21 protein-coding genes are annotated in these 23,045 nt (G+C 62.5%); 8 read left to right on the top strand and 13 right to left on the bottom strand.

The features are described 5' to 3' along the window. Positions 1–25: 25 nt before the first annotated feature. From M2S36_RS04595 to zwf, 5 genes are all read right to left on the bottom strand, one after another. On the bottom strand, positions 26–433 hold the full coding sequence (locus M2S36_RS04595) for an SMI1/KNR4 family protein (protein ID WP_013974843.1): 408 nt from the start codon (positions 431–433) through the stop codon (positions 26–28). A gap of 113 nt (positions 434–546) precedes the next feature. Continuing rightward, positions 547–1,401 carry a Tim44 domain-containing protein gene (locus M2S36_RS04590; protein WP_207831376.1) on the bottom strand — a complete coding sequence of 285 codons (855 nt, stop codon included), beginning with the start codon at positions 1,399–1,401 and terminating at the stop codon, positions 547–549. A 225-nt stretch (positions 1,402–1,626) separates the two neighbouring features. Further along, a complete protein-coding gene (gene uvrD / locus M2S36_RS04585) occupies positions 1,627–3,813 on the bottom strand; it encodes a DNA helicase II (RefSeq protein ID WP_233687611.1) in 2,187 nt (728 codons plus the stop codon). A gap of 130 nt (positions 3,814–3,943) precedes the next feature. Next, positions 3,944–4,258: a hypothetical protein gene (locus M2S36_RS04580; RefSeq protein ID WP_063912274.1), complete on the bottom strand. Its 315-nt coding sequence runs from the start codon at positions 4,256–4,258 to the stop codon at positions 3,944–3,946. A gap of 88 nt (positions 4,259–4,346) precedes the next feature. Further along, a complete protein-coding gene (gene zwf, locus M2S36_RS04575; RefSeq protein ID WP_207831372.1) occupies positions 4,347–5,789 on the bottom strand; it encodes a glucose-6-phosphate dehydrogenase in 1,443 nt (480 codons plus the stop codon). 103 nt (positions 5,790–5,892) lie between these two features. On the opposite strand from zwf, the gene hexR reads away from it, so the two are divergent. Together hexR and M2S36_RS04565 are read left to right on the top strand one after the other, a co-directional pair. After that, positions 5,893–6,759, top strand: coding sequence for a transcriptional regulator HexR (hexR, locus tag M2S36_RS04570; RefSeq protein WP_011536461.1), 867 nt, complete (start codon positions 5,893–5,895; stop codon positions 6,757–6,759). 213 nt (positions 6,760–6,972) lie between these two features. After that, on the top strand, positions 6,973–7,191 hold the full coding sequence (locus tag M2S36_RS04565) for a PA3496 family putative envelope integrity protein (RefSeq protein ID WP_082888281.1): 219 nt from the start codon (positions 6,973–6,975) through the stop codon (positions 7,189–7,191). On the opposite strand, the gene M2S36_RS04560 is transcribed toward M2S36_RS04565, so the two are convergent. After that, positions 7,133–8,095: a LysR family transcriptional regulator gene (locus tag M2S36_RS04560; protein WP_272493160.1), complete on the bottom strand. Its 963-nt coding sequence runs from the start codon at positions 8,093–8,095 to the stop codon at positions 7,133–7,135. The two genes, M2S36_RS04565 and M2S36_RS04560, sit on opposite strands and share 59 nt — an antisense overlap. A gap of 189 nt (positions 8,096–8,284) precedes the next feature. Here M2S36_RS04560 and M2S36_RS04555 point away from each other — a divergent pair, with 189 nt between their 5' ends. From M2S36_RS04555 to M2S36_RS04540, 4 genes are all read left to right on the top strand, one after another. Next, positions 8,285–9,700 (top strand): acetyl-CoA carboxylase biotin carboxylase subunit, encoded by a 1,416-nt coding sequence (locus M2S36_RS04555; protein ID WP_016712746.1) that lies wholly within the window; start codon positions 8,285–8,287, stop codon positions 9,698–9,700. An 11-nt stretch (positions 9,701–9,711) separates the two neighbouring features. After that, complete coding sequence (gene oadA / locus M2S36_RS04550; RefSeq protein WP_207831370.1) at positions 9,712–11,520, top strand: sodium-extruding oxaloacetate decarboxylase subunit alpha; 1,809 nt, start codon at positions 9,712–9,714, stop codon at positions 11,518–11,520. Positions 11,521–11,736: 216 nt separating this feature from the next. Beyond that, positions 11,737–13,062, top strand: coding sequence for a type II toxin-antitoxin system HipA family toxin (locus M2S36_RS04545; RefSeq protein ID WP_333956774.1), 1,326 nt, complete (start codon positions 11,737–11,739; stop codon positions 13,060–13,062). Next, positions 13,059–13,337 (top strand): helix-turn-helix transcriptional regulator, encoded by a 279-nt coding sequence (locus M2S36_RS04540; RefSeq protein WP_063912269.1) that lies wholly within the window; start codon positions 13,059–13,061, stop codon positions 13,335–13,337. The genes M2S36_RS04545 and M2S36_RS04540 overlap by 4 nt, the downstream gene beginning before the upstream one ends. 41 nt (positions 13,338–13,378) lie before the next feature. On the opposite strand, the gene M2S36_RS04535 is transcribed toward M2S36_RS04540, so the two are convergent. Genes M2S36_RS04535 through M2S36_RS04525 form a run of 3 tightly spaced genes read right to left on the bottom strand, consistent with a single transcriptional unit; the run spans position 13,379 to position 15,154 of the window. Then, positions 13,379–14,059, bottom strand: coding sequence for a GNAT family N-acetyltransferase (locus tag M2S36_RS04535; protein WP_233687608.1), 681 nt, complete (start codon positions 14,057–14,059; stop codon positions 13,379–13,381). A gap of 7 nt (positions 14,060–14,066) precedes the next feature. Further along, the gene (locus tag M2S36_RS04530; protein WP_063912267.1) at positions 14,067–14,513 is read right to left on the bottom strand and encodes a GNAT family N-acetyltransferase; all 447 of its coding nucleotides are present in this window, start codon (positions 14,511–14,513) and stop codon (positions 14,067–14,069) included. A gap of 11 nt (positions 14,514–14,524) precedes the next feature. Further along, on the bottom strand, positions 14,525–15,154 hold the full coding sequence (locus M2S36_RS04525) for an FMN-binding negative transcriptional regulator (RefSeq protein ID WP_207831363.1): 630 nt from the start codon (positions 15,152–15,154) through the stop codon (positions 14,525–14,527). Positions 15,155–15,244: 90 nt separating this feature from the next. Between M2S36_RS04525 and pdxR the strand changes: the two genes are divergently transcribed. Beyond that, positions 15,245–16,798, top strand: coding sequence for a MocR-like pyridoxine biosynthesis transcription factor PdxR (gene pdxR, locus M2S36_RS04520; protein ID WP_333956773.1), 1,554 nt, complete (start codon positions 15,245–15,247; stop codon positions 16,796–16,798). Positions 16,799–16,878: 80 nt separating this feature from the next. Here pdxR and M2S36_RS04515 read toward each other — a convergent pair whose 3' ends face one another. The 4 genes from M2S36_RS04515 to aspA all read right to left on the bottom strand — a co-directional run bounded on the left by M2S36_RS04515 (position 16,879) and on the right by aspA (position 21,827). Continuing rightward, the gene (locus tag M2S36_RS04515) at positions 16,879–17,982 is read right to left on the bottom strand and encodes a polyamine ABC transporter substrate-binding protein (RefSeq protein ID WP_063912264.1); all 1,104 of its coding nucleotides are present in this window, start codon (positions 17,980–17,982) and stop codon (positions 16,879–16,881) included. Then, positions 17,982–19,025: a histone deacetylase family protein gene (locus M2S36_RS04510; protein WP_063912263.1), complete on the bottom strand. Its 1,044-nt coding sequence runs from the start codon at positions 19,023–19,025 to the stop codon at positions 17,982–17,984. Before M2S36_RS04510 ends, M2S36_RS04515 begins: the two co-directional genes overlap by 1 nt. 206 nt (positions 19,026–19,231) lie before the next feature. Beyond that, entirely contained in the window at positions 19,232–20,224 is a 993-nt protein-coding gene (locus tag M2S36_RS04505) for an AraC family transcriptional regulator (RefSeq protein ID WP_333956772.1), read from the bottom strand. Between the two features lie 178 nt (positions 20,225–20,402). Then, the gene (gene aspA, locus M2S36_RS04500; RefSeq protein WP_003260072.1) at positions 20,403–21,827 is read right to left on the bottom strand and encodes an aspartate ammonia-lyase; all 1,425 of its coding nucleotides are present in this window, start codon (positions 21,825–21,827) and stop codon (positions 20,403–20,405) included. A gap of 182 nt (positions 21,828–22,009) precedes the next feature. Here aspA and M2S36_RS04495 point away from each other — a divergent pair, with 182 nt between their 5' ends. Continuing rightward, positions 22,010–22,942: a LysR substrate-binding domain-containing protein gene (locus tag M2S36_RS04495; protein WP_161797629.1), complete on the top strand. Its 933-nt coding sequence runs from the start codon at positions 22,010–22,012 to the stop codon at positions 22,940–22,942. Positions 22,943–23,045 lie beyond the last annotated feature (103 nt).

The raw sequence follows: 23,045 nt of genomic DNA, 5'->3' as shown, positions 1-23,045 counted from the left end.
GTCAGCATCAAATCAGAGGTTGGAATCAGCTCTCCAGCCAGACATCCCGCGCCCAGTGCCACACCGATTCCCAGCTGTCTTCGCCGACGATTTCCTCTTCGGCATCCCACAGCACCACGGTGCCGTCTTCTTCGACGCAGTAGTAGTTGTCGCCGTCCTGGCACAGCGGAATCAGGTCACGGGGTACGCCGGCATCCCAGGCATTGGCGGCGACGTCGGGCAGGTAGGTATGCGACTGTGGGTCGGTAACTGTCACTGGTTCCAGAGAGCCATACACCACGTCACTGACGGTCAGCAGGAACTCTTTGAACACGAACGGAATGTTGATGAACAGCTCTTCTTCGATCTCGACCAGCAGGTCCTCGTCGGGAAGCTCAAGGGGCACCGGCACTGGCTCGTTGGCTTCACGGAGTTGTTCGATCACTTCTTCCACGGTTCGCTTCCTCTGACCTAGATGACAACGCTGCGCGTTATACCCTAGTAGGCCACTCCGGCAAAAGCAAAACCCCGGGACAGGCCCGGGGTTTTTTGTGCAGCACGCAGCGATTAGCCGTTTTGACGGATACCGGCCACCAGCCAAGGCTGGTTTTCGCCCTGGGCGCGGACCATGTGCCAGCTTTCGCTGAACACTTCGCCCTGGTCGAAGCGCGAGTTCTTCGACACGCCACGGAAGGTCAGGGTGGCGTCGGTACGGTCGGCGCGGTCGTCGACACCGTCCAGCTGCACATCGAGGTTGTCGATGTAGGTGGACTGGAAGCCATCACCCAGTTCAGCGCGCTCGCGCTTGAGGAACTCGAGCATCTGCGGGGTGACGAACTCGGCGATCTTGTCCATCTCGTTGGCGTCCCAGTGCTGCTGCAGCGCCTGGAAGTGGTTGCGGGCGGCAGCCAGGAAGTTCTGCTCGTTGAACCAGGCCGGGGCGTTGATCACCGGGGCGGCTGCGGCAGCAGGTGCGGCCGAACCACCGAAGATCGACGGCTGGGCAGGCTGGGCGTGAGCTTCACGGTGCATTGGTGCATGGCCCGGCATGGCCATTTGCGGCTGCTGCTGGCGACGGCGCGCGGCGATGAAGCGGAACACCAGGAAGGCGATCAGCGCCACGATCAGGAAGTCCATGATCTGGAAGCCTTCGAAACCGTCGCCCATGAACATGGAAGCCAGCAGGCCACCGGCGGCGAGGCCGGCCAGTGGGCCCAACCAGCGCGAAGCACCGCTGGCGGCCGGAGCTGCACGGCCAGGTGCGGTCGGCGCGGCGGCAGGCGTGGTTGGCGTGGCCTGGCGGGTCTGGTGAATAGGCGCGGAGCCCGAGCTCTTGCCGCCGCCAAAGCGCTTGGCGTTGGCGTCCAGGCTCAGCGTCAGGCCGACGCAGAGCGCCAGAGCGATGCTAAGAAAACGTTGCATAAGTGGGATATCCCCTGTTGTGGATTGCACGCGCGTCATGGTGCACAGGTTCCCGGGCACATGACCAGCGACATAATGTTTCGAGCTTTTGCCTGAATGTTACAAACCTGCCACGACCGGCCCTCTGAATGCTGGCGCAATACCTGTAGGAGCGGGCATGCCCGCACAGGTATTGCGCAGGCTTCTAAAACTTTGAGCAAGCCTCCACCAGGGCCGGTGCAGGCTTTAGATGGCCTCGAGCTTGGCGTACCCCAGCATCAACCATTTGCTGCCCTCGGCAAAATTCACCTGCACCCGCGCCTGAGCGCCGGAGCCCTCGAAGTTGAGGATCACACCTTCGCCGAACACCGCATGCTGCACACGCTGGCCCAGGTTGAACGCGGTCTGCGGAATGCTGGCATTGGCGAACAGGTTGCTGTTAGTGGCCGTCTTGGCCCCGCCGAACGGGCGGCTGACACTGTTGGACAGACGCACTTCCTGAATCAGGCCCGCCGGAATTTCGCGTACGAAACGTGACACCTTGTTGTAGGTTTCGCTGCCGTACAGGCGACGCGTTTCGGCGTAGGTCATGACCAGCTGGCGCATGGCGCGGGTGATGCCCACATAAGCCAGGCGGCGTTCCTCTTCCAGGCGGCCGGGCTCTTCCAGGCTCATCTTGTGCGGGAACAGGCCTTCTTCCATGCCCACCAGGAACACATACGGGAACTCCAGGCCCTTGGCGCTGTGCAAGGTCATCAGCTGGACGCTGTCTTCGTGCTCGTCGGCCTGGGCATCACCTGCCTCGAGCGAGGCGTGGCCGAGGAACGCCGAGAGTGGCGAGAGGTCGGCGTCTTCGTCGGTGGACTCGAAGTTGCGCGCTGCGCTGACCAGTTCCTCAAGGTTTTCTACCCGTGCCTGGCCCTTTTCACCCTTTTCTTCCTGGTGATAGATGATCAGCCCGGACTGCTCGATGGTGGTCTGGGTCATGGTATGCAGTGGCATGTCCACGACCTTGGCAGCCAACCCCTCGATAAGCTCGATGAACGCACCCAGGGCACTGGCGGCGCGGCCTTTCAGGGCCTTGGCAGCGAGCAACTGGCACATGGCCTCCCACATCGACAGCTGGCTGTGGCGGGCGTGCTCGCGGATGGCTTCGACGGTTTTCTCGCCAATGCCACGTGGCGGTACGTTGATCACCCGCTCCAGGGCGGCATCGTTGCCACGGCCTTCGATCAGGCGCAGGTAAGCCATGGCGTTCTTGATTTCGGCGCGTTCGAAGAAGCGCTGGCCACCGTAGATGCGGTAGGGGATGCGCTCGCGCAGCAGGGCTTCTTCCAGCACCCGTGACTGGGCGTTGGAACGGTACAGGATGGCGATCTCGTTGCGCGCATTGCCCTGCTTGACCAGGCTCTCGATGGTTTCCACCACGTAGCGCGCTTCGTCGTGCTCGTTGTAGGCCGCGTACAGGGTCAGCGGCTCTCCTTCGCCCATGTCGGTCCACAGCTCCTTGCCCAGGCGCCCGCTGTTGTTGGCGATCAGCGCGTTGGCTGCCTTGAGGATGCCGCCGGTGGAGCGGTAGTTCTGCTCCAGGCGGATCATTTCGGCGTCGGGGAAGTCGGCAGTGTACTGGTGGATGTTTTCGATCTTGGCGCCGCGCCAGCCGTAGATCGACTGGTCGTCATCGCCCACCGCCATCAGGCTGTCACCGCCGCGCGCCAGCAGGCGCAGCCAGGCGTACTGCACGGCGTTGGTATCCTGGAACTCGTCCACCAGCACGTGGCGGAAGCGCCGCTGGTAGTGCTCCAGCAGGCCCGGGTGGTCGCGCCACAGGTCCAGACCGCGCAGCAGCAACTCGGAGAAGTCGATGACCCCGGCGCGCTCGCAGGCCTGCTCGTACGCGGTATATACGTCGCGCATGGTCGACAGGAACAGGTCGCCCCCGGCCTGGATATGCTGCGGGCGCAGGCCTTCGTCCTTTTGCCCGTTGATGAACCACTGGGCCTGGCGTGCTGGCCATTTCTGCTCGTCCAGGCCCAGCTCGCGCATCACCCGCTTGATCAGGCGCTGCTGGTCGTCGCTGTCGAGGATCTGGAAGTTCTGCACCAGCCGTGCTTCCTGCCAGTGGGCCCGCAGCAGGCGATGGGCCAGGCCGTGGAAGGTGCCGACCCACATGCCTGCCGGGTTGATGCCCAGCAGTTGCTCGATCCGCTGGCGCATTTCTGCCGCAGCCTTGTTGGTGAAGGTCACCGACAGGATCGAGTGTGGCGATGCCTGCTCCACCTGGATCAGCCAGGCAATGCGGTGCACCAGCACGCGGGTTTTACCGGAACCGGCGCCAGCAAGCACCAGTTGACGCCCGAGCGTGGCCGCTACGGCCTGGCGTTGGGCATCGTTGAGGGAATTCAGCAGGAGGGAGAGGTCGTCTGTGTGCATCGGGCCATTCTAGGGCGCGGCAGGAAATGGGGCAAACTTCTACTGTATGAATATTCACCTGCCACATGCCCGTTCATCGAGCCGATGGCAGGTGCCAGGTCGCCACTCGGGCGACCTGGCCGTCAGCGGCTCAGTCGACCGTCTCTATGTTGCGTATTTCGCAGCGCTGCGAACCGTCGCCATGAATGATTTCCACGGTTTTCCAGGGCGTGCCGCCTGCACGTTCGAACACCACGGTTTTTTCCGTCACCACCTGCGGGGTGATTGCGCCGCTATCCTGCAGTTGAAGCTCCAGCACCTCCCAGCCGCCCTTGTGGCGCACCTTGGGTTCGACCAGCACCGGTTCGATGGCCGGGCAGCCGACCATAACGGTGCCGTGAACCCTGAAAACCTGCTCGCCGTTGGCGATGTCATTGATTGCAACGAGGTTGGCGATAGTAGCCATTGTCTGCTCCTGTCTCGGGTTGAAAGTAGCGCCAGTGCGCGGGGGCTACTTTCTGCCCTTTCACCTGCCACAGGAGCAGGGCAGTGCTTCAGCTATGCCAGTGCCTGCCATGCCTGGCGAGCAGGCTGTTGGCTTGCTCCGGCCCGTTGCTGCCTGCCGGGTACGGTCGCGGCGCCTGGAAGTGCTCTTCACAGCCCTTGATGATCGGGTCGATCCAGGCCCAGGCCGCTTCCACTTCATCGCGGCGCATGAACAGCGTCGAGTCGCCCTCCAGCACATCCAGCAGCAGCCGCTCGTAGGCTTCCCAGCGGCGGGTCTGGCTGAACACCTGGGCCAGGTTCAGGTCCAGGTCCACCGGCTCCAGGCGCATGCCTTTGCCCGGGCTCTTGGTCATCATGCGCAGGCTGATGCGTTCGTCCGGTTGCAGCTGGATCAGCAACTGGTTGACCTGGCCACCCTTGAACAGCTCGTGGGGCACTGGCTTGAACTGGATGACGATCTGCGATGAGCGCCGTGCCATGCGCTTGCCGGTGCGCAGGTAGAAGGGCACGCCCGCCCAGCGCCAATTGTCGATGTGCGCCTCGATGGCGATGAAGGTTTCGGTGTCGCTGTCGTTGTCGACGTCCTTTTCGAAGTAATAGGCCGGCACGTCCTGGCCGCCGATGTACCCGGCGCCATACTGGCCGCGTACGGTCTTGTCCTGAACGTCCTGGCCAGTGATGGGTTTGAGGGCCCGCAGGATCTTCACTTTTTCGTCACGCACCGCTTCGGCCTCGAACTGTGCGGGGGGCTCCATGGCCACCAGGCATAGCAGCTGTAGCAGGTGGTTCTGCAGCATGTCGCGGGTGGCCCCGGCGCGGTCGTAGTAGGCGCCGCGGTTCTCTACTCCCAGGGTCTCGCAAACGCTGATCTGCACGTGGTCGACCTGGTTGTTGCGCCATACCGGCTCCAGCAGCGCGTTGGCAAAGCGCAGGGCCATCAGGTTCTGCACGGTTTCCTTGCCCAGGTAGTGGTCGATGCGGAATACCTGGTTTTCCTCCAGCACTGCGCCAATCGCTTCGTTGATGGCGGTAGCCGATTCCAGCGAGTGGCCGATCGGCTTTTCCAGCACGATGCGCGCTTCGGCGTCGGCCAGGCCGGCGTTATGCAGGTGTTTGGCAATCGGCACGAACAGGTTGGGGGCGGTGGCCAGGTAGAAGATGCGCGTCAAGCCGCCGGGCTCGCCCAGGTAGCGTGCCAGGCGGCCGAAGTCGGCGCTTTGCGAAGCATCCATGGCGAAATAGTCGATCCGCGCGGAAAACCGCTGCCAGACCTCTTCTTCGAAATCGTTGCGGGCGATCTGTGCCCGGCAATGGCGTTCGGCGAGCTTGAGATAATCGTTACGTGGCAGGTTGCGGCGCGCCAGCGCGATGATCCGCACGGCAGGGTCAAGACGGGCCTCGCGAAACAGGTGGTAGAGCGCCGGAAGCAATTTGTGCAGGGCCAGATCGCCGGTGCCACCGAAGACCAGAATGTCGCAAGGAATAGTCAAACCACCACTCTCCACGTTCGTTTAACTGGGCGGGTTGGCGTCCATGTAGTATAACTACAAGAAAGCTACAACCCGGCCAGCCGATCATAACCGAGTCCAGCCCGTGAATCTGTTGCAACATATCGCCCAATCGCGCCACCTGCTGCGCAAATCGGAACTGAAAGTGGCCGACCACGTGCTACTCGACCCGGCTGCCGTCATGCACAGTTCCATGGCCGACCTGGCGCACAGCGTGGGTATCAGCGAACCGACCATCGTGCGTTTCTGCCGCGCGATCGGTTGTTCGGGCTTCCAGGACTTGAAGCTGAAGCTGGCGCAGAGCCTGGCCGCGGGGGCCAGTTTCGGTCAGTTCGCCATCCATGAAGACGATTCGGTCGCCGACTACAGCCTGAAGATCTTCGACACCACGCTGCATACCCTGATGGAAGTGCGCGAGCACCTCGACCCGCAAGCGCTGCAGCAGGCGGTGACCGCCATGGCCCAGGCGCAGCGTGTGGAGTTCTATGGCTTTGGTGCTTCCGGTGCGGTGGCGGCCGATGCCCAGCACAAGTTCTTCCGTCTGCTGCTCAGCGCGGCAGCCTATTCCGACCCGCACATGCAGGCGATGTCGGCGGTGACCCTGAAACCGGGCGATGTGGCAGTGTGCATTTCCCAGTCGGGCCGTTCCAAGGACTTGCTGATCACCGCCAACCTGGTCCGTGAGAGCGGTGCCAACCTGATTACCCTGTGCCCCAGCCAGACACCGCTGGCAGAGCTGTCGACGGTCAACCTGGCGATCGACGTGCATGAAGACACCGAAATCTATACCCCGCTGACCTCGCGTATCGCCCACCTGGTGGTGATCGACGTGCTGGCCATGGGCGTGGCCATGGCGCGCGGGCCGAGCCTGGTCAACCACCTGAAGAGCGTGAAGCGCAGCTTGCGCAGCCTGCGTTTGTCGCCCAAGTCGATCAAGGCTACCGACGACTGATTGTCGTTGCCTGTGCCGGCCCTTTCGCGGGTGAACCCGCTCCCACAGGTACTGCACCGTCCTGAGGCTGGTGAGCACCTGTGGGAGCGGGTTTACCCGCGAAGAGGCCGGCACAGGTGCTATAAATTTCACTGTTTTGTCACCATTCCACAGCCAAACCGTAAACCATCAAGGCCAGTCTGAAACTCCCGCATCCTATCAGGGAGACAGGCAATGGCTCGTGACTTCGACGGTACGTACCAACCCAGCGCCAAGGCTCGCAAGCAGCAGGAAAAAGATCAGCGCCGCATGGAATACCGCCGCGCGATCGAAAGCTATTGCGACCAACGTCAACTGCTCCGCGACCTGGTGGACTACCCCGAGTTGCAAGAGCTCACGGTCTGGCAGGTGTCGGCGGCAACTTCCCCGAAAAACGCTCAACCAGCGCGCTGATCAACGCACGTTCGCTGCGGATGAACGCCAGAAAGGCCAAGGCCACCGGCGACTGCCGTTTGGCCTTGGACTGCACCACGCACCAGCTGCGGTACAGCGGCAGTTCCTCCACCGGCAGCTCCTTCAGCACACCGGTGGCCAGCTCCAGGTTGACCGCATGGCGGGTCAGCAGGGCAATGCCCAGGCCGGCGATCACGCACTCGCGCTGGGCGTCGGCCGAGGCCACTTCCAGGGTCTGGGTGAAGTGCACGCGTTTGTCCTTGAAGTATTCCTCGCAAGCCTTGCGCGTGCCTGAACCTTGTTCGCGGACCAGCAGGGTATGAGGCTCCAGGTCCTGCAGGCGCAGCTGTTCCAGCTTGCACAGCGGGTGCTCGGGCGGCGCCACAGCGATGATCGGGTTGTTGAGGAACGGCAGGAACTCCAGCCCCATGTCCTGCGGCACCATGGACATGATGATGAGGTCGTCGCGATTGTCCGACAGGCGGCGGATGGCCTGGGCCCGGTTGACCACAGTCAGGGTCAGGTTGACCTCCGGGTGACGCTGCTTGAAGGCCGCGAACAGGTGTGGCACGAAGTACTTGGCACTGGACTCGATTGCCAGTTTCAACTGCCCCTGCAGTGAACCCTGCATGTCCGACAGCTGCATGTCCAGGCTCTCCAGGCGCCCGAAGATATCGCGACTGGCGCGTTGCAGGGCCTCGGCAGCTTCGGTCAGGTAGAGCTTCTTGCCCACGTACTCGAACAGAGGCTGGCCGATCAGTTCTTCGAGCTGGCGGATTTGTAGACTAACGGCGGGTTGCGTCAGCGCCATCTCTTCCGCCGCACGGCTGTACGAACGCAAATCGCACACCTCGTTGAAGATCTGCAATTGACGCAAAGTCATACGCATCAAGGACTTACGCATTTTAATCCGCCCTTCGGCAACACCTTGTTACCGCACTATAAGCTTTTACTAATACAGCCTCTAACAAATATTGATTTTTGTTTATCAACCTACAGCGCTAGGGTGAATGTGCGACTGGCCAGCAACGTCTGGTCACGCGCCGACCGGGAGAACCGGCTCGACTGTTCCTACGGCTTTGGGAAGACTCCAGTGATAAAAAAAATCCTGATCGCCAACCGAGGTGAAATTGCAGTTCGGATCGTGCGTGCTTGCGCCGAGATGGGCATTCGCTCGGTAGCGATCTATTCCGACGCCGACCGCCACGCCTTGCACGTCAAGCGCGCCGACGAAGCCCACAGCATTGGTGCCGAGCCGCTGGCCGGTTACCTGAACCCGCGCAAGCTGGTGAACCTGGCTGTGGAAACCGGCTGTGATGCCCTGCACCCGGGTTATGGTTTCCTGTCGGAAAACGCTGAACTGGCGGAGATCTGCGCCGAGCGCGGTATCAAGTTCATCGGCCCGGCCGCCGATGTCATTCGCCGCATGGGCGACAAGACAGAAGCGCGCCGCACCATGATCGCCGCCGGTGTGCCGGTAACCCCGGGCACCGAAGGCAACGTTGCCGATATTCACGAAGCCCTGAGCGAAGGTGACCGCATCGGTTACCCGGTCATGCTCAAGGCCACCTCGGGTGGTGGTGGCCGTGGTATTCGCCGTTGCAACAGCCGCGAAGAACTGGAACAGAACTTCCCCCGCGTCATCTCCGAGGCTACCAAGGCCTTTGGTTCCGCGGAAGTGTTCCTGGAAAAGTGCATCGTCAACCCCAAGCACATCGAGGCGCAGATCCTGGGTGACAGCTTTGGCAACGTCGTACACCTGTTCGAGCGCGACTGCTCGATCCAGCGCCGCAACCAGAAGCTCATCGAAATCGCCCCGAGCCCCCAGCTCACCCCTGAACAGCGCGCCTACATCGGCGACCTGGCGGTGCGTGCGGCCAAGGCGGTGAACTACGAGAACGCCGGTACCGTGGAGTTCCTGCTCGCCGATGGCGAGGTGTACTTCATGGAAATGAACACCCGGGTGCAGGTGGAGCACACCATCACCGAGGAAATCACCGGTATCGACATCGTCCGTGAGCAGATCCGCATTGCCTCGGGCCTGCCGCTGTCGGTCAAGCAGGAAGATATCCAGCACCGCGGTTACGCGCTGCAGTTCCGCATCAACGCCGAAGACCCGAAGAACAACTTCCTGCCCAGCTTCGGCAAGATCACCCGTTACTACGCCCCCGGTGGCCCTGGCGTGCGTACCGACACGGCGATCTACACCGGCTACACCATTCCGCCGTTCTACGACTCCATGTGCCTGAAACTGGTGGTGTGGGCGTTGACCTGGGAAGAAGCCATGGACCGCGGCCTGCGTGCCCTGGACGACATGCGCGTGCAAGGGGTGAAGACCACCGCCGCGTACTACCAGGAAATCCTGCGCAATCCGGAATTCCGTAGCGGCCAGTTCAACACCAGCTTCGTCGAAAGCCACCCGGAACTGACCAACTACTCGATCAAGCGCAAACCCGAAGAGCTGGCCTTGGCCATCGCCGCCGCCATCGCCGCCCACGCAGGCCTGTGAGGAACCCCATAATGTCCAAGAAAATTCACGTAACCGACACGATCCTGCGCGACGCCCACCAGTCCCTGCTGGCCACCCGCATGCGTACCGAAGACATGCTGCCGATCTGCGACAAGCTCGACAAAGTCGGCTACTGGTCGCTGGAAGTCTGGGGTGGCGCCACCTTCGACGCCTGCGTGCGCTTCCTCAAGGAAGACCCGTGGGAGCGCCTGCGCAAGCTGCGCGCGGCGCTGCCCAACACCCGCCTGCAAATGCTGCTGCGCGGCCAGAACCTGCTGGGCTACCGTCACTACAGCGACGACGTGGTCAAGGCCTTCGTCGCCAAGGCCGCGGTCAACGGTATCGATGTGTTCCGCATCTTCGACGCGATGAACGACGTGCGTAACCTGCGCGTGGCCATTGAAGCGGTCAAGGCCGCCGGCAAGCACGCCCAGGGTACCATCGCCTACACCACCAGCCCCGTGCACACCATCGACGCCTTTGTTAACCAGGCCAAGCAGATGGAAGCCATGGGTTGCGACTCGATCGCGATCAAGGACATGGCCGGCCTGCTGACCCCGTTCGCTACTGGCGAACTGGTCAAGGCACTGAAGGCCGAGCAGTCGCTGCCGGTGTTCATCCACTCCCATGACACTGCCGGCCTGGCTGCCATGTGCCAGCTCAAGGCTGTGGAAAACGGTGCCGATCACATCGACACCGCCATCTCCAGCTTCGCCTGGGGCACCAGCCACCCAGGTACCGAGTCGATGGTTGCTGCGCTCAAGGGCAGCGAATTCGACACCGGCCTGGACCTGGAGCTGCTGCAGGAAATCGGCCTGTACTTCTATGCCGTGCGCAAGAAGTACCACCAGTTCGAAAGCGAGTTCACTGCCGTGGACACCCGCGTGCAGGTCAACCAGGTGCCGGGCGGCATGATTTCCAACCTGGCCAACCAGCTCAAGGAGCAGGGCGCCCTCAACCGCATGAATGAAGTGCTGGCAGAGATCCCGCGCGTGCGTGAAGACCTCGGCTTCCCGCCGCTGGTGACCCCGACTTCGCAGATCGTCGGCACCCAGGCGTTCTTCAACGTGCTGGCCGGTGAGCGCTACAAGACCATCACCAACGAGGTGAAGCTGTACCTGCAAGGCGGTTACGGCAAGGCCCCGGGCGTGGTCAACGAGCAGCTGCGCCGTCAGGCGATCGGCAGCGAAGAAGTGATCGACGTACGCCCGGCCGACCTGCTGAAGCCGGAAATGGCCAAGCTGCGTGCCGACATCGGCTCCCTGGCCCGTTGCGAAGAAGACGTGCTGACCTTCGCCATGTTCCCGGACATTGGCCGCAAGTTCCTCGAAGAACGCGAAGCCGGCACCCTGACCCCTGAAGTCCTGCTGCCAATTCCTGAAGCCGGCGCAGTGGCGTCCCATAGCGGCGAAGGCGTACCGACCGAGTTCGTCATCGACGTGCACGGCGAAACCTACCGCGTCGACATCACCGGCGTGGGCGTGAAGGCTGAAGGCAAGCGCCACTTCTACCTGTCCATCGACGGCATGCCGGAAGAAGTGGTGTTCGAGCCGCTCAACGAATTCGTCGGCGGCGGCAGCAGCAAGCGCAAGCAGGCCAGCGCCCCGGGCCATGTCAGCACCACCATGCCAGGCAACATCGTCGATGTGCTGGTCAAGGAAGGCGACATGGTCAAGACCGGCCAGGCCGTGCTGATCACCGAAGCCATGAAGATGGAGACCGAAGTGCAGGCGGGTATCGCCGGCAAGGTCGTGGCCATCCACGTGGCCAAGGGCGACCGTGTGACACCGGGCGAAATCCTGATCGAGATCGAAGGCTGAGATAAGCCTTCATCTACAAGCGGTTAACCTCTGGGGAGCGGAATGCTCCCCTTTTTTTATGGAACGATATGCAATTTAATGCAGATTATAGGCGCAAAAGCCGCCATATCTGCACTAAAATGCATAAACTGGGTGTGGTTCAGAAATACATCTGCACTATACTGCAGGCTGACGGCTGAGGCTGATCGAAGATATGCAGTAAATTGCAGGTGGCCAATGTACCGACTCACGTTCCAATTACATGACCAAGGTAAATGGCATGATGCTATTGCCATCGCCTTCGCCGAACCGGAAAGAAGCCTCTCCAGCCCTTGCGAGTTCGGATACACATCCAACTACGTCAAGGCCAATCTGCATGCTTACGACAGCCTGTTCAGCCTGGCGGCCAGTGCCAAGCTCCCGGTGGACTTTGGCTCTCATCGTCTACCGCATGCTCCTGCATTCCTTTACGACATAGCGCCTGCAGGGGCTGCGAAGCGTTTTCTGCTGAGGCATATCGGTCGTGAAAGACCGGCAGGCATGGGGGAAGACTTGTTTCTGCTAGGGCGCTCCACCCCAGCTCCGATTGGCAATATGCGCATCAGGGAGTCGGCTGAATTACTGGACCTTGCGGACCCCATCGGTTTTGCTCGCCAGGACGTCATCGTTCGCGATCAGCGTTTTCTGGAGTACGCCTACGAGCAGGGCGCGGCCATAGGTGGCGCGACAGGCGCCGGTGGAGAGGCGCCAAAGCTGCTGATGACCGAAGATGAAAACGGCCAGCTTTACCCGGACGCGGTGCTTGCGGATGAGGGGGCCTGTCGCCATTGGTTCATCAAGTTCGCCAGGCACCCGGCCTTGGCCGATGATCAGGAGATCCTGCGGGCCGAGTACCTCTATTACAGGGCGTTGCAGCAGCTTGGCATCGAGACGGTGGCCAGTGAACACATGGCGCTGGAAGAGGGAGCCAAGCCCAGCCTGTGGATGGAACGCTTCGACCGTCAGGTTACCGATCAGGGAGTACAGCGGTTTGCCGTGGAATCGATGTATTCCTTGTGTGGTGTAACCGAACCCGGTAGCCGGATGGGGCATTTGGAGGTGATCGAGACGCTCGTTGGCTTGTGGAAGATGGCCGGGCAGGGTAAAGAGGTGCCTGATCTGATCGCGGATTACCTGCGGCGCGACCTGATCAACAAGATCCTGGGTAACGCCGATAATCATGGACGCAATACAGCGATCATTCGTACCCGCGACACGGTGCGTCTTGCACCCATTTACGACTTGGCACCGATGGTGATGGATCAGGAGGGTGTAACCAGAACGACGAAGTGGCCCGCTTTGATCGAAAGAGCAGGCGAAATCGACTGGCACGCAGCCTGTGTTGCGCTGGCCGAATTCATCGATCCGGATGAGGCTTACCAGCGTCTGCGCCAGGAGGCCCGGCACCTATTGGCATTGCCCGATATCTTGTCCGGCCTTGGGCTCCCGGAGGCAGTGATGAATCACCCGGCGATTGCGCTGGGCAAGCTTGAGCGCCGGATGGCGGAGTGGGGGTTGGCATGACGGTTTCCATCGATGCCCGAGGTCTGATGATCGATGGCGTGCGCGAAGGTATTGCCGACGGCACAATCGAGTTGGGTACTGCTGTTCGCCGCCTGCGCGTAGAAGTAGCAAAGATGCAGCAGACCCAGTTTGCGCTGATGTGCAAGATTTCCGTGCGAACGCTCATTCAGATCGAGCAGGGGGACGGTAACCCCACGCTCAAATCGTTGAACGCAGTATTCAAACCGTTCGGTTTGCAGATGGGCGTCGTCAGGCGTGTGAGCCCGATCAGATAACCGGGCTTGCACCGATCGCGGGCCTGCCGGCCCGTGATCGGTTATGCCGATCCCCCCCTACGGCAGTCCTCAAGTGTCCGCACCTGGCCTTGCGGCCGCTGGTTCTCTTCACTCAACCAGCGCTCGAACGCGGCCGCCAGCGCCGGCCACTCATCATCGGTAATCGAATACCACGCCGTATCCCGATTGTGGTCCTTCACCACCAGGTGCTTGCGGAAAACTCCCTCGAACACAAAGCCAAACCGCTCCGCGGCACGCCTGGAGCGGGCGTTGGCGTTGTTGCACTTCCACTCCAGCCGGCGGTTGCCCAGTTCGAAGGCCGCCTTGCCCAGCAGGTACACCGCCTCGGTGCTCTTGGGCGTGCGCTGCATGGCGGCGCCGAAGGCGACGTGGCCGATTTCGATGCGGCCGTGGTCGGGCACGATCGACATCAGGCTGAGGATGCCCTGGGCCTGGCCGCTGGGGCGGTCGATCACGGTGTAGAACAGCGGGTCGCGGCCGGCGGCGTTGCCTTCCAGCCAGCGATCGAAGGCGGCACGTTCGGCGAACGGGCCATAGGGCAGGTAGTCCCACAGCAGCGGGTCGGCAGCCGGGCCTTGCAGCGCCTCCCAGAGGTCGTCGCCATGGCGCGCCGGGTCGAGCTTTTCCAGGCGGATGAAGCGGCCGTCGATGGGCTCGGCCTTGGGTGCTGCAGCGGGTTTCCAGTTCAATGCGTCGGTCATGTTCGGCTTAGAACTCTTTGCGGAATTGAATGAAGCCCGAGCGCTCGGCAACCTGCTGGTACAGGCTGATGGCGGTGGCGTTGGTCTCGTGGGTCACCCAGTACACCTTGCTGCAGTTGTCGGCCTTGGCTCTGGCGTAGACGTGCTCGATCAGCTGGCGGCCAATTCCCAGGCCGCGCTGCGCGCTGTCCACGTACAGGTCCTGCAGGTAGCAGGCGTTGCCGATGCTCCAGTTGGAACGATGGTAGATGAAGTTGACCATGCCCACCGCCTTGCCATCGACCCAGGCCAGGGCTGAATGGGTCGGTTCACTCGGGTCGAGCAGGCGTTGCCAGGTGCTGAGGCTGACCTCTTCGGCCAGTTCGGATTCATAAAAATGCAAGTAGGCCTGCCACAGGGCGTGCCAGGCAGCGTGATCTTCGGGGGTGACAGGACGCAGGGTAACGCTGGACATGGGCTGTTCCTTCAGAGTTGGCGCATATGCGCCGCGAGTTGGTTATCCAGGTAATCGGGGCTGGCGCTCAGGCCTTCACGCACGCCGGCAATGTCTTGCTCAGAGCGGTTCTGGCTGAGCTTGCGCGCGCCTTGCAGGCGAGCGATGGGCAGGCGGATGCCGACGATGGCGCGGAGCATGCCGTCGAGGTAGTCACGCGGGGCGTCGGTGACTTTCCACGGTTCGCTGCGGCCTTGTTCGTGGCGCTCGGTGAGGCGACTGACAATGGCCAGCAGAGGCTCGGCGTCGTGGATCACTTCTGCCGGGCCATAGGCGTGCACGGCCAGGTAGTTCCAGGTTGGCACCACCTTGGGGTTGTCGGCCTTGCTCGGGTAGTAGCCGGGGCTGACATAGGCATCGGCGCCGGGAAACACCAGCAGGGCTTCGCCACCTTGCTCCAGGTCGTGCCACTGGCGGTTGACCCGCGCCAGGTGGGCATAGACGGTGCCGAATTCGCCTTCGGCGATATCGACCAGCACCGGCAGGTGCGTGGCCAGCAGGCCTTGCTCGCCCTGGCTGACCAGGATGGCCAGTCGGGTGTCGAGCATGTGCTGGTGCAGACGCCCGAGGTCGTGTTCCTGATGGGGTTTGCTGTTGTACATGCTCGGTTTCCTTGTGCGATGGCGCCATCCTAGGCAGGCTATTGGTTCATAGTAAGATCCATTCAAAGCTGATTTCATAGGTCCAATGCCATGAGCGAGCGCCCCCTCGTATTGCCTTTCGACCCTGCCGGGATCGCCCTCGATCGCCGCCGCGGGCTCAGCCAGCAGTTGTACCAGGCGCTGCGTGCGCGGGTGCTGGACGGGCGCCTGAGCAGTGGCACGCGGCTGCCGGCCACCCGAGATCTGGCTGCCATGCTGGCGCTGTCACGCAACAGCGTGGTGCGGGCCTATGACCAGCTGTATGCGGAGGGCTACATCGAAAGCCGGGTAGGCGACGGCACCTATGTCAGCCAGCTACCGAAACTTTCCGCCGCAAAACTATCCACACAAGTATCCACAGGGTTATCCCGGCTGTTATCAACAGACTTATCCACATTTCCTTCCGAAAATACTGAGGATTTATCCAGCAGCCGACGTACCAGTGAGCCTTTGCTGCGCCTGAAAAGTAACCATTTGCCGCCGCCAGGAAGCGGTGCACCGCGTGCTTTTCGCGTCGGTATTCCGGCGTTCGATCTGTTCCCGTTCGACGTCTGGGCCAAGCTGCAGGCGGGTTTCTGGCGCAACCCGGCTCCGGCGCAATTGGGCTATGGCGACCCGGCAGGAGAGCCGCTGCTGCGCGAACTGATCGCGGCCTACCTGCGTCGCTCGCGTGGACTGACTTGTACGGCTGAACAAATTGTGATCACCAGTGGTGCGCAGCAGGCCATCAGCCTTTGTGCACAGTTGCTGTTGCAGCCGGGCGACGGCGTGGCTGTGGAAAACCCGGGTTACCGCGCAGCTGGGCATGCCTTTGCGCTGGCCGGTGGCAGGTTGCATGGCGTGCCAGTGGACGAGGACGGCATGGACTGTCGCCGGCTCGGGCAGCTGGCGGATTGCCGGCTGGTCTATGTCACGCCGGCCCACCAGTACCCGACCGGGGTGACCATGAGCCTGGCGCGACGCCTGGAATTGCTGGCCTGGGCCGAGCGCAGCGATGGCTGGATCATCGAAGACGACTACGACGGCGAATACCGTTACAGCGGTGCGCCCTTGGCCCCGCTTGCTGCGCTCGACCGCCACGGGCGGGTGCTGTACGTCGGTACCTTCGGCAAGATCGCCTTTCCGGCGTTGCGCCTGGGCTACCTGGTATTGCCGGCGCAACTGGCGCAGGCGTTCAGCCAGGCCAGGGCGCTGGCGGTGCGGCATTCGGAGGTCAGTAGCCAGTGCGTGATGGCCGAGTTCATGGCACGGGGGCATTTCCAGCGGCATATCCGGCGCATGCGCAAGGCGGCGTTGAGCCGGCGAAATGTGCTCAAGGCCGGCTGGCCTGTGGATATTCCGGGGTTGGGCGGCATGCCGGAAGTGGCGGCCGGGCTGCATGTGAAAGTCGATGTGGATAACTTTGCGCGGGAGCAGGAACTGGTGGCCAAGGCTGAAGCGGTGGGGGTGGAGGTGACGCCGCTGAGCAATTTCTGGCTGGCGGACAGCGAGGTACCTGTGGATAAAAGGGCAGGGCTGGTGCTGGGGTTTGCGGCGGTGCCGGAGGGGGAGATTGCCGAGGCGTTGATGAAATTGCGCAAGGCTTGGCGGCCTATTCGCGGGTAAACCCGCTCCCACAGGTACAGCGCTGGCCTTGAGTGTGGCGCAGATCCTGTGGGAGCGGGCGTGCCCGCGAAGCAGGCGACTCAGGTTCCGGACTTGATCCGCGTCCAGGCCCGCGTCCGCGCCCGCTCTGCATCTCGCGCCAGGGGCTTGAGGGTATACAGCTTGGCCATCGCCTCCGCCGTCGGGTACAGGTTGGGGTTGTTGCGAATCGCCGGGCTCACCTTGTCGGTCGCATCCTTGTTCGGGTTCGGGTAGCCGACAAAGTCGCTGATCGGTGCAATTACCTCGGGCTGCAGCAGGTAGTTGATGAATGCATGGGCATCTTCCGGGTTGGCCGCGTTCTTCGGAATCGCCAGCATGTCGAACCAGATCGGCGCACCTTCCTTGGGCAGGCGCATGTCCACCACCACGCCATTCTTCGCATCGCGGGCGCGGTTGGCGGCCTGCGAGAAGCTGCCGCTGTAGCCCACAGCCACGCAGATATCGCCATTGGCGATGTCGGCCATGTATTTCGAGGAATGGAAGTAGGTGATGTGCGGGCGGATCTTCAGCATCAGCGCTTCGGCTTTCTTGTAATCAGCCGGCTTGTCGCTGTTCGGTGGCAGGCCCAGGTACTGCAATGCCAGTGGCAGAATCTCCGAGGGCGAGTCGAGCAGGGCCACGCCGCACTGCTTGAGCTTGGCGATGTTCTCTTCCTTGAAGATCAGATCCCAGCTGTCCACCGGGGCGTTGTCGCCGAGCGCAGCTTTGACCTTGGCCGGGTTGAAGCCGATCAGTACGGTGCCGTACATGTAGGGCACGGCAAACTTGTTGCCGGGGTCGTTGGCCTCGATCAGCTTCATCAGTGCCGGGTCCAGGTGCTGCCAGTTCGGCAGCTTGCTGCGGTCCAGCGGCTGGAACACCCCCGCTTCGATCTGCTTGGCGAGGAACACGTTGGACGGCACCACCACGTCATACCCGGAGTTGCCGGTCAGCAGCTTGGCTTCCAGCGCCTCGTTGGTGTCGAAGATGTCATACACCAGCTTCACCCCGCTGTCCTTCTTGAACTCGGTGAGGGTTTGCGGGGTGATGTAGTCGAACCAGTTGTACACCCGCAGGGTGCGCTGTTCGGCCTGGGCCTGCAGGGCACCGGTGAACAGGGTCGCGGCGATGAACGGGGCGAGCAGGCGCTTGAGTCGGACCATTATCGGGCTCCTGGCTGGGCGCGCTGGAAGCCTTCCAGCACATTGACTGCGTTGATACCGATTTCTTCCACAGCGTAGCCGCCTTCCATCACGAACAGGGTCGGCTTGCCGAGCCGGGCGATGCGCTTGCCCATTTCCAGGTAGTCCGGGCTGTCCAGCTTGAACTGTGAGATCGGGTCGTCCTTGAAGGTGTCGACGCCCAGGGAGATCACCAGCACGTCGGCGTCATAGGCGGCGATACGCTGGCAAGCGTCCTCCAGGGCGTCGCTCCAGGCGGCCCAGTCGCTGCCGGCCGGCAGTGGGTAGTTGATGTTGCAGCCTTGGCCGGCACCCTCGCCGGTTTCGTCGGCATAGCCGAGGAAGAACGGGAACTCGTCGCGCGGATCGCCGTGGATCGAGGCGAAGAACACATCGTTGCGGTTGTAGAAGATGTCCTGGGTGCCGTTGCCGTGATGGTAATCGACGTCGAGGATGGCGACCTTGCGCCGGCCCTGGTCGAGGAAGGCCTGGGCGGCGATGGCGGCGTTGTTCAGGTAGCAATAGCCGCCCATGACTTCGCCAGCCGCGTGGTGCCCTGGCGGGCGGCACAGGGCAAAGGCGGAATGTGCGCCTTGCTGAATCGCCGCCTGGGCGGTGAGGGCGACCTGGGCGGCACTGTAGGCGGCCTGCCAGGTGCCGGCGGTGATCGGTGCACCGGCATCGAAGCTGTAATAACCCAGTTCACCGTGCAGGCCGGTGGGTTTTACCTGGCGCAGGGTGCGTGCGGGCCAGGTGAACGGCAGCAGGTCGCCTTCCTGGCCCAGTGCGGCCCAGCGCGCCCAGGCGCCTTCGAAGAAGTTCAGGTAATCGGCGCTGTGGATGCGCAGCAAAGGGGCGCGGCCGAAGTCGGTGGGGCCCTGGATGTCGCCGAGGTTGCGCTTTTTGACCTGGTCGAGCACATGGTCGGCGCGTGACGGCATTTCGAAGCAGGGCATCAGCTTGCCGTCGATCAGCTCGCAGCGGCCGTGGTGCAGGCGGTGGTCATCGGAATAGATCGTCAGCATTGTTGTTCTCCGGTGGGTACTGGCGTGGGTCCATTTTCATGGGCGGGCCAGTGGGGGAGAACGACGCAAGTGGCCAAAAGGGGATCGATGTGGCCAAGCTCTTTTGGCTGGATTGTTGGTGGCCTGTACCGGACCTTTCGCGGGTGAACCCGCTCCCACAGGTACAGTGTTGCACCTGAGTGGGTGCAATCCCTGTGGGAGCGGGTTCACCCGCGAAAGTGACTGGGTGCCACTCCACTCCAACGCTGGAAGGCATGCCGGAAACTGGCGGTCTCGCTGAAGCCCAGGGACTCGGCAATCCGGTAGATCGGCATCTGCTCATCGGCCAGCAACTGCTTGGCCCGCTCGAACCTCAGTTCATCCAGCAGCTGTTGATAACTGCTGCCCAGCGCCTGCAAGTGCCGGCGCAGGGTGCGCGATGAGCAGTTCATCTGTCGCGCCAGCCCTTCCAGCCCGGGCGCTGCATCCAGTTGCTGCGCCAGCAGTTGGCGAATCCGCCCCAGCCAGGCCTGGCGGCCGGTGAACTCCAGGTTAAGGCGCCGGCAGCGTTCGCTCATGGCCTTGTGGGTAATCGGGTCGGCCAGTGGCAGTGGGGTGTCCAGCCAGCGCCGTTCGAAGGCAAAGGCATTGTCCTCGGCGTCGAAACGGACCGAGCCCTGGAATGCCCCGGCATAGAGCGCGTGGTAGCCAGGCCGCGGGTGCTCGAAGCGGGCGCCCAGCAGGGGCAGCGGGCGACCGAGCAGGTCGTCGCAGATGACCTTCAGCGACACCAGGCAGAACTCGGCGTTGAAGGCGGTCAGCGCCGGGCTGTCGTGGTAATCGCTGGCGCTGAACCAGACGCGCTGGCCGTCGTCGAGCAAACGCAGCTTGAAGACTGTTCCCAGCAGTGCCGGATACTGCAGCGCCAGGCGCAAGGCGTCACCCAAAGTGGCACTGGAGAGCAGGGCGTAACCGAGCATGCCGTAGCACGACACATGCATGCGCCGGCCCAGTTCCAGGCCGATATCCTCGCGCCGGGCAACGGCGTTGGCGCACACCTGCAGTTCCTGCTGGGTGGTGATGCGCGCATCGGCATGGCCCAGGTCTGCCGGGCCGATGCCGCTGCCGGCCAGCAGCGCCGACGCCTCGCAGCCGTCTGCCTGGAAGACGTTGAGGATCAGCGAAACCGCGTTGAGGGTGGTGAGGTGGCTGTGCAGCATGCTGGGTAATCCCGTTGGGCTGGGACGCATTATCGAGCAAGTTGTGTGCCGATAGGGCTGCAAGGCAGCCGCAAAATCCTGCAGGCGAAAAAAAAGGCCCGAAGCATAGGCTCGGGCCTTGGAAAGGTTGAGAGGTGTCTAGTCCCTCGACCTGGTGAGACTGTTTACAGCGGCCTGGTTACGCCTTCAGCGGAACCAGACGGGGAGCGATCATGTTTTCCGGACGCAGGATGTCGTCGAGCATCGCGTCGTCCAGCAGCTTCTCTTCGCGCACCAGTTCCAGCACGCCGCGGCCGGTTTCCAGGGCAACGCGGGCGATACGGGTGGCGTTTTCGTAGCCGATGTACGGGTTCAGGGCGGTGACCAGGCCGATCGAGTGCTCGACCAGTTCACGGCAGCGCTGTTCGTTGGCGGTGATGCCGACGATGCAGTGCTCGCGCAGCATGTCCATGGCGCGTTGCAGCAGGCGGATCGAGTCGAAGATCTTGTAGGCGATCAGCGGCTCCATCACGTTCAACTGCAGCTGGCCACCTTCGGCGGCGACGGTCAGGGCCAGGTCGTTGCCCATGATGGCGAAGGCCACCTGGTTGACGGCTTCCGGGATAACCGGGTTGACCTTGCCTGGCATGATCGAGCTGCCTGGCTGACGCGCTGGCAGGTTGATCTCGTTGATGCCGGTGCGTGGGCCGCTGGACAGCAGGCGCAGGTCGTTGCAGATCTTCGACAGCTTGACGGCGGTACGCTTGAGCATGCCGGAGAACAGCACGAAGGCGCCCATGTCGGAGGTGGCTTCGATCAGGTCGGCAGCCGGTACCAGCGGCTGGCCGCTGATGGCAGCCAGGCGCTGCACGGCCAGGGCCTGGTAGCCAGGGTCGGCGTTGATGCCGGTGCCGATGGCGGTACCGCCCAGGTTGATTTCGGTCAGCAGTTCCGGGGCCAGCGAGCGCAGGCGCTGCAGGTCTTCGGTCATGGTGGTGGCGAAGGCGCGGAATTCCTGGCCCAGGGTCATCGGTACGGCGTCCTGCAGCTGGGTACGGCCCATCTTCAGTACGTGATCGAACTCTTTACCCTTGGCAGCGAAGGCCTGGATCAGGCTGTCGAGGCTGGCCAGCAGGGCGTCGTGGCCCAGCAGCAGGCCCAGGCGGATGGCCGTCGGGTAGGCGTCGTTGGTCGACTGCGCCATGTTCACGTCGTTGTTCGGGTGCAGGTACTGGTACTCACCCTTCTGGTGGCCCATGGCCTCCAGCGCGACGTTGGCGATGACTTCGTTGGCGTTCATGTTGGTAGAAGTACCAGCACCGCCCTGGATCATGTCCACCACGAACTGGTCGTGGTAATCGCCTTTGATCAGGCGGGCGCAGGCTGCGGTGATGGCAGCGTGCTTGGCATCGCTCAGGTGACCCAGCTCACGGTTGGCGTCGGCAGCAGCCTGCTTGACCATGGCCAGGGCCACGACCAGCTTCGGGTAGTGCGACAGCGGAACACCGGAGAGGTGGAAGTTGTTGGCAGCGCGCAGGGTCTGGATGCCGTAGTAGGCATCTGCAGGAACTTCAAGGGTGCCCAACAAGTCTTTTTCGACGCGGAACGATGCAGCGGAGGACATGATGTATATCATCTCGATTTTGACCCGGCACATGCCGGAATGGCGCCAATCCTAGGCCTGAAGGTGATTTTGCGGCCAATGCTGTTGCACGCTAACCTATGCACAAACGGCATAGTGTTTCATGTGACGCCAATTGACATTCGAGCGTGTTCCATTTTGGTGCACGCCAGGAGATGTGCTTCGTGAACCTTGAAAGCAAATGGCTGGAAGACTTCAGCGCGCTGGCCGCCACCCGCAGTTTTTCCCAGGCGGCAGAGCGGCGTTTCGTCACCCAACCGGCCTTCAGCCGACGTATTCGCAGCCTGGAAGCCGCCTTGGGCCTGCAGTTGGTGAACCGTTCCCGCACGCCGATCGAACTGACCGAGGCCGGCCAGCTGTTTCTCGTCACGGCGCGTACTGTTGTCGACCAGTTGAGCGAAATTCTCCGCCATTTGCATCATCTGGAAGGTGGCCAGGGCGAGGTGGTGCAGGTGGCCGCGGCACACTCCCTGGCATCGGGCTTTTTCCCACGTTGGGTGGCCCAGTTGCGCAACGACGGGTTGAACATCGCCACCCGCCTGGTTGCGACCAACGTCGGAGATGCCGTGCATGCATTGCGCGAAGGTGGCTGCGACCTGATGCTGGCCTTCTATGACCCGGATGCCGCCCTGCAGATGGATGCCGAAATCTTCCCGTCGCTGCACATGGGTACCACTGAAATGTTGCCGGTATGCGCCGTGGATGCCGACGGCAAGCCGTTGTTCGACCTGGAAGGCGAGGGTAGCGTGCCGCTGCTGGCCTATACCGCCGGCGCTTTCCTCGGTCGCTCGGTCAATTTGCTGCTGCGCCAGCGCAACCTGCGCTATACCACCGTCTATGAAACCGCCATGGCAGACAGTCTCAAGAGCATGGCGCTGGAAGGCATGGGCATTGCCTGGGTGCCGCGGCTGTCGATGCGCGGCGAACTGGAGCGGGGCGAACTGGCGATCTGTGGCGGTAGCCAGTGGCATGTGCCGCTGGAAATTCGCCTGTACCGCTGCGCACTGGTGCGCAAGGCCAATGTAAGGCTGTTGTGGCGCAAGCTCGAAGGGGCGGCAATGGTTGACCCGAAAGTCAGCCAAAGCCCCGAAAAATAAGGGGCGACAGTTGGTCGCCGGGGTGCCTTAAACGCACCACCTTACGGTATACTGCGCGGCCTTTCGACCGGATGCGTCCGGTCCTGATCAGCAAACAAGCCAC

The sequence above is a fragment of the Pseudomonas sp. SF2 genome (assembly GCF_036858055.1).
Lineage (GTDB): Bacteria > Pseudomonadota > Gammaproteobacteria > Pseudomonadales > Pseudomonadaceae > Aquipseudomonas.
The sequence above is the reverse complement of the archived record's forward strand: the minus strand, read 5'-3'. Positions and strand labels throughout refer to the sequence as shown.

What these genes read in the sequence shown, in the direction of transcription:
- M2S36_RS04540 (WP_063912269.1), top strand. Translation starts at nt 13,059, where the DNA reads ATGACGGTTTCCATCGATGCCCGAGGTCTGATGATCGATGGCGTGCGC.
- M2S36_RS04535 (WP_233687608.1), bottom strand. Translation starts at nt 14,059, where the DNA reads ATGACCGACGCATTGAACTGGAAACCCGCTGCAGCACCCAAGGCCGAG.
- M2S36_RS04530 (WP_063912267.1), bottom strand. Translation starts at nt 14,513, where the DNA reads ATGTCCAGCGTTACCCTGCGTCCTGTCACCCCCGAAGATCACGCTGCC.
- M2S36_RS04505 (WP_333956772.1), bottom strand. Translation starts at nt 20,224, where the DNA reads ATGCTGCACAGCCACCTCACCACCCTCAACGCGGTTTCGCTGATCCTC.
- uvrD (WP_233687611.1), bottom strand. Translation starts at nt 3,813, where the DNA reads ATGCACACAGACGACCTCTCCCTCCTGCTGAATTCCCTCAACGATGCC.
- M2S36_RS04545 (WP_333956774.1), top strand. Translation starts at nt 11,737, where the DNA reads ATGTACCGACTCACGTTCCAATTACATGACCAAGGTAAATGGCATGAT.
- M2S36_RS04525 (WP_207831363.1), bottom strand. Translation starts at nt 15,154, where the DNA reads ATGTACAACAGCAAACCCCATCAGGAACACGACCTCGGGCGTCTGCAC.
- M2S36_RS04590 (WP_207831376.1), bottom strand. Translation starts at nt 1,401, where the DNA reads ATGCAACGTTTTCTTAGCATCGCTCTGGCGCTCTGCGTCGGCCTGACG.
- oadA (WP_207831370.1), top strand. Translation starts at nt 9,712, where the DNA reads ATGTCCAAGAAAATTCACGTAACCGACACGATCCTGCGCGACGCCCAC.
- M2S36_RS04580 (WP_063912274.1), bottom strand. Translation starts at nt 4,258, where the DNA reads ATGGCTACTATCGCCAACCTCGTTGCAATCAATGACATCGCCAACGGC.
- M2S36_RS04560 (WP_272493160.1), bottom strand. Translation starts at nt 8,095, where the DNA reads ATGCGTAAGTCCTTGATGCGTATGACTTTGCGTCAATTGCAGATCTTC.
- pdxR (WP_333956773.1), top strand. Translation starts at nt 15,245, where the DNA reads ATGAGCGAGCGCCCCCTCGTATTGCCTTTCGACCCTGCCGGGATCGCC.
- M2S36_RS04565 (WP_082888281.1), top strand. Translation starts at nt 6,973, where the DNA reads ATGGCTCGTGACTTCGACGGTACGTACCAACCCAGCGCCAAGGCTCGC.
- M2S36_RS04510 (WP_063912263.1), bottom strand. Translation starts at nt 19,025, where the DNA reads ATGCTGACGATCTATTCCGATGACCACCGCCTGCACCACGGCCGCTGC.
- M2S36_RS04515 (WP_063912264.1), bottom strand. Translation starts at nt 17,982, where the DNA reads ATGGTCCGACTCAAGCGCCTGCTCGCCCCGTTCATCGCCGCGACCCTG.
- aspA (WP_003260072.1), bottom strand. Translation starts at nt 21,827, where the DNA reads ATGTCCTCCGCTGCATCGTTCCGCGTCGAAAAAGACTTGTTGGGCACC.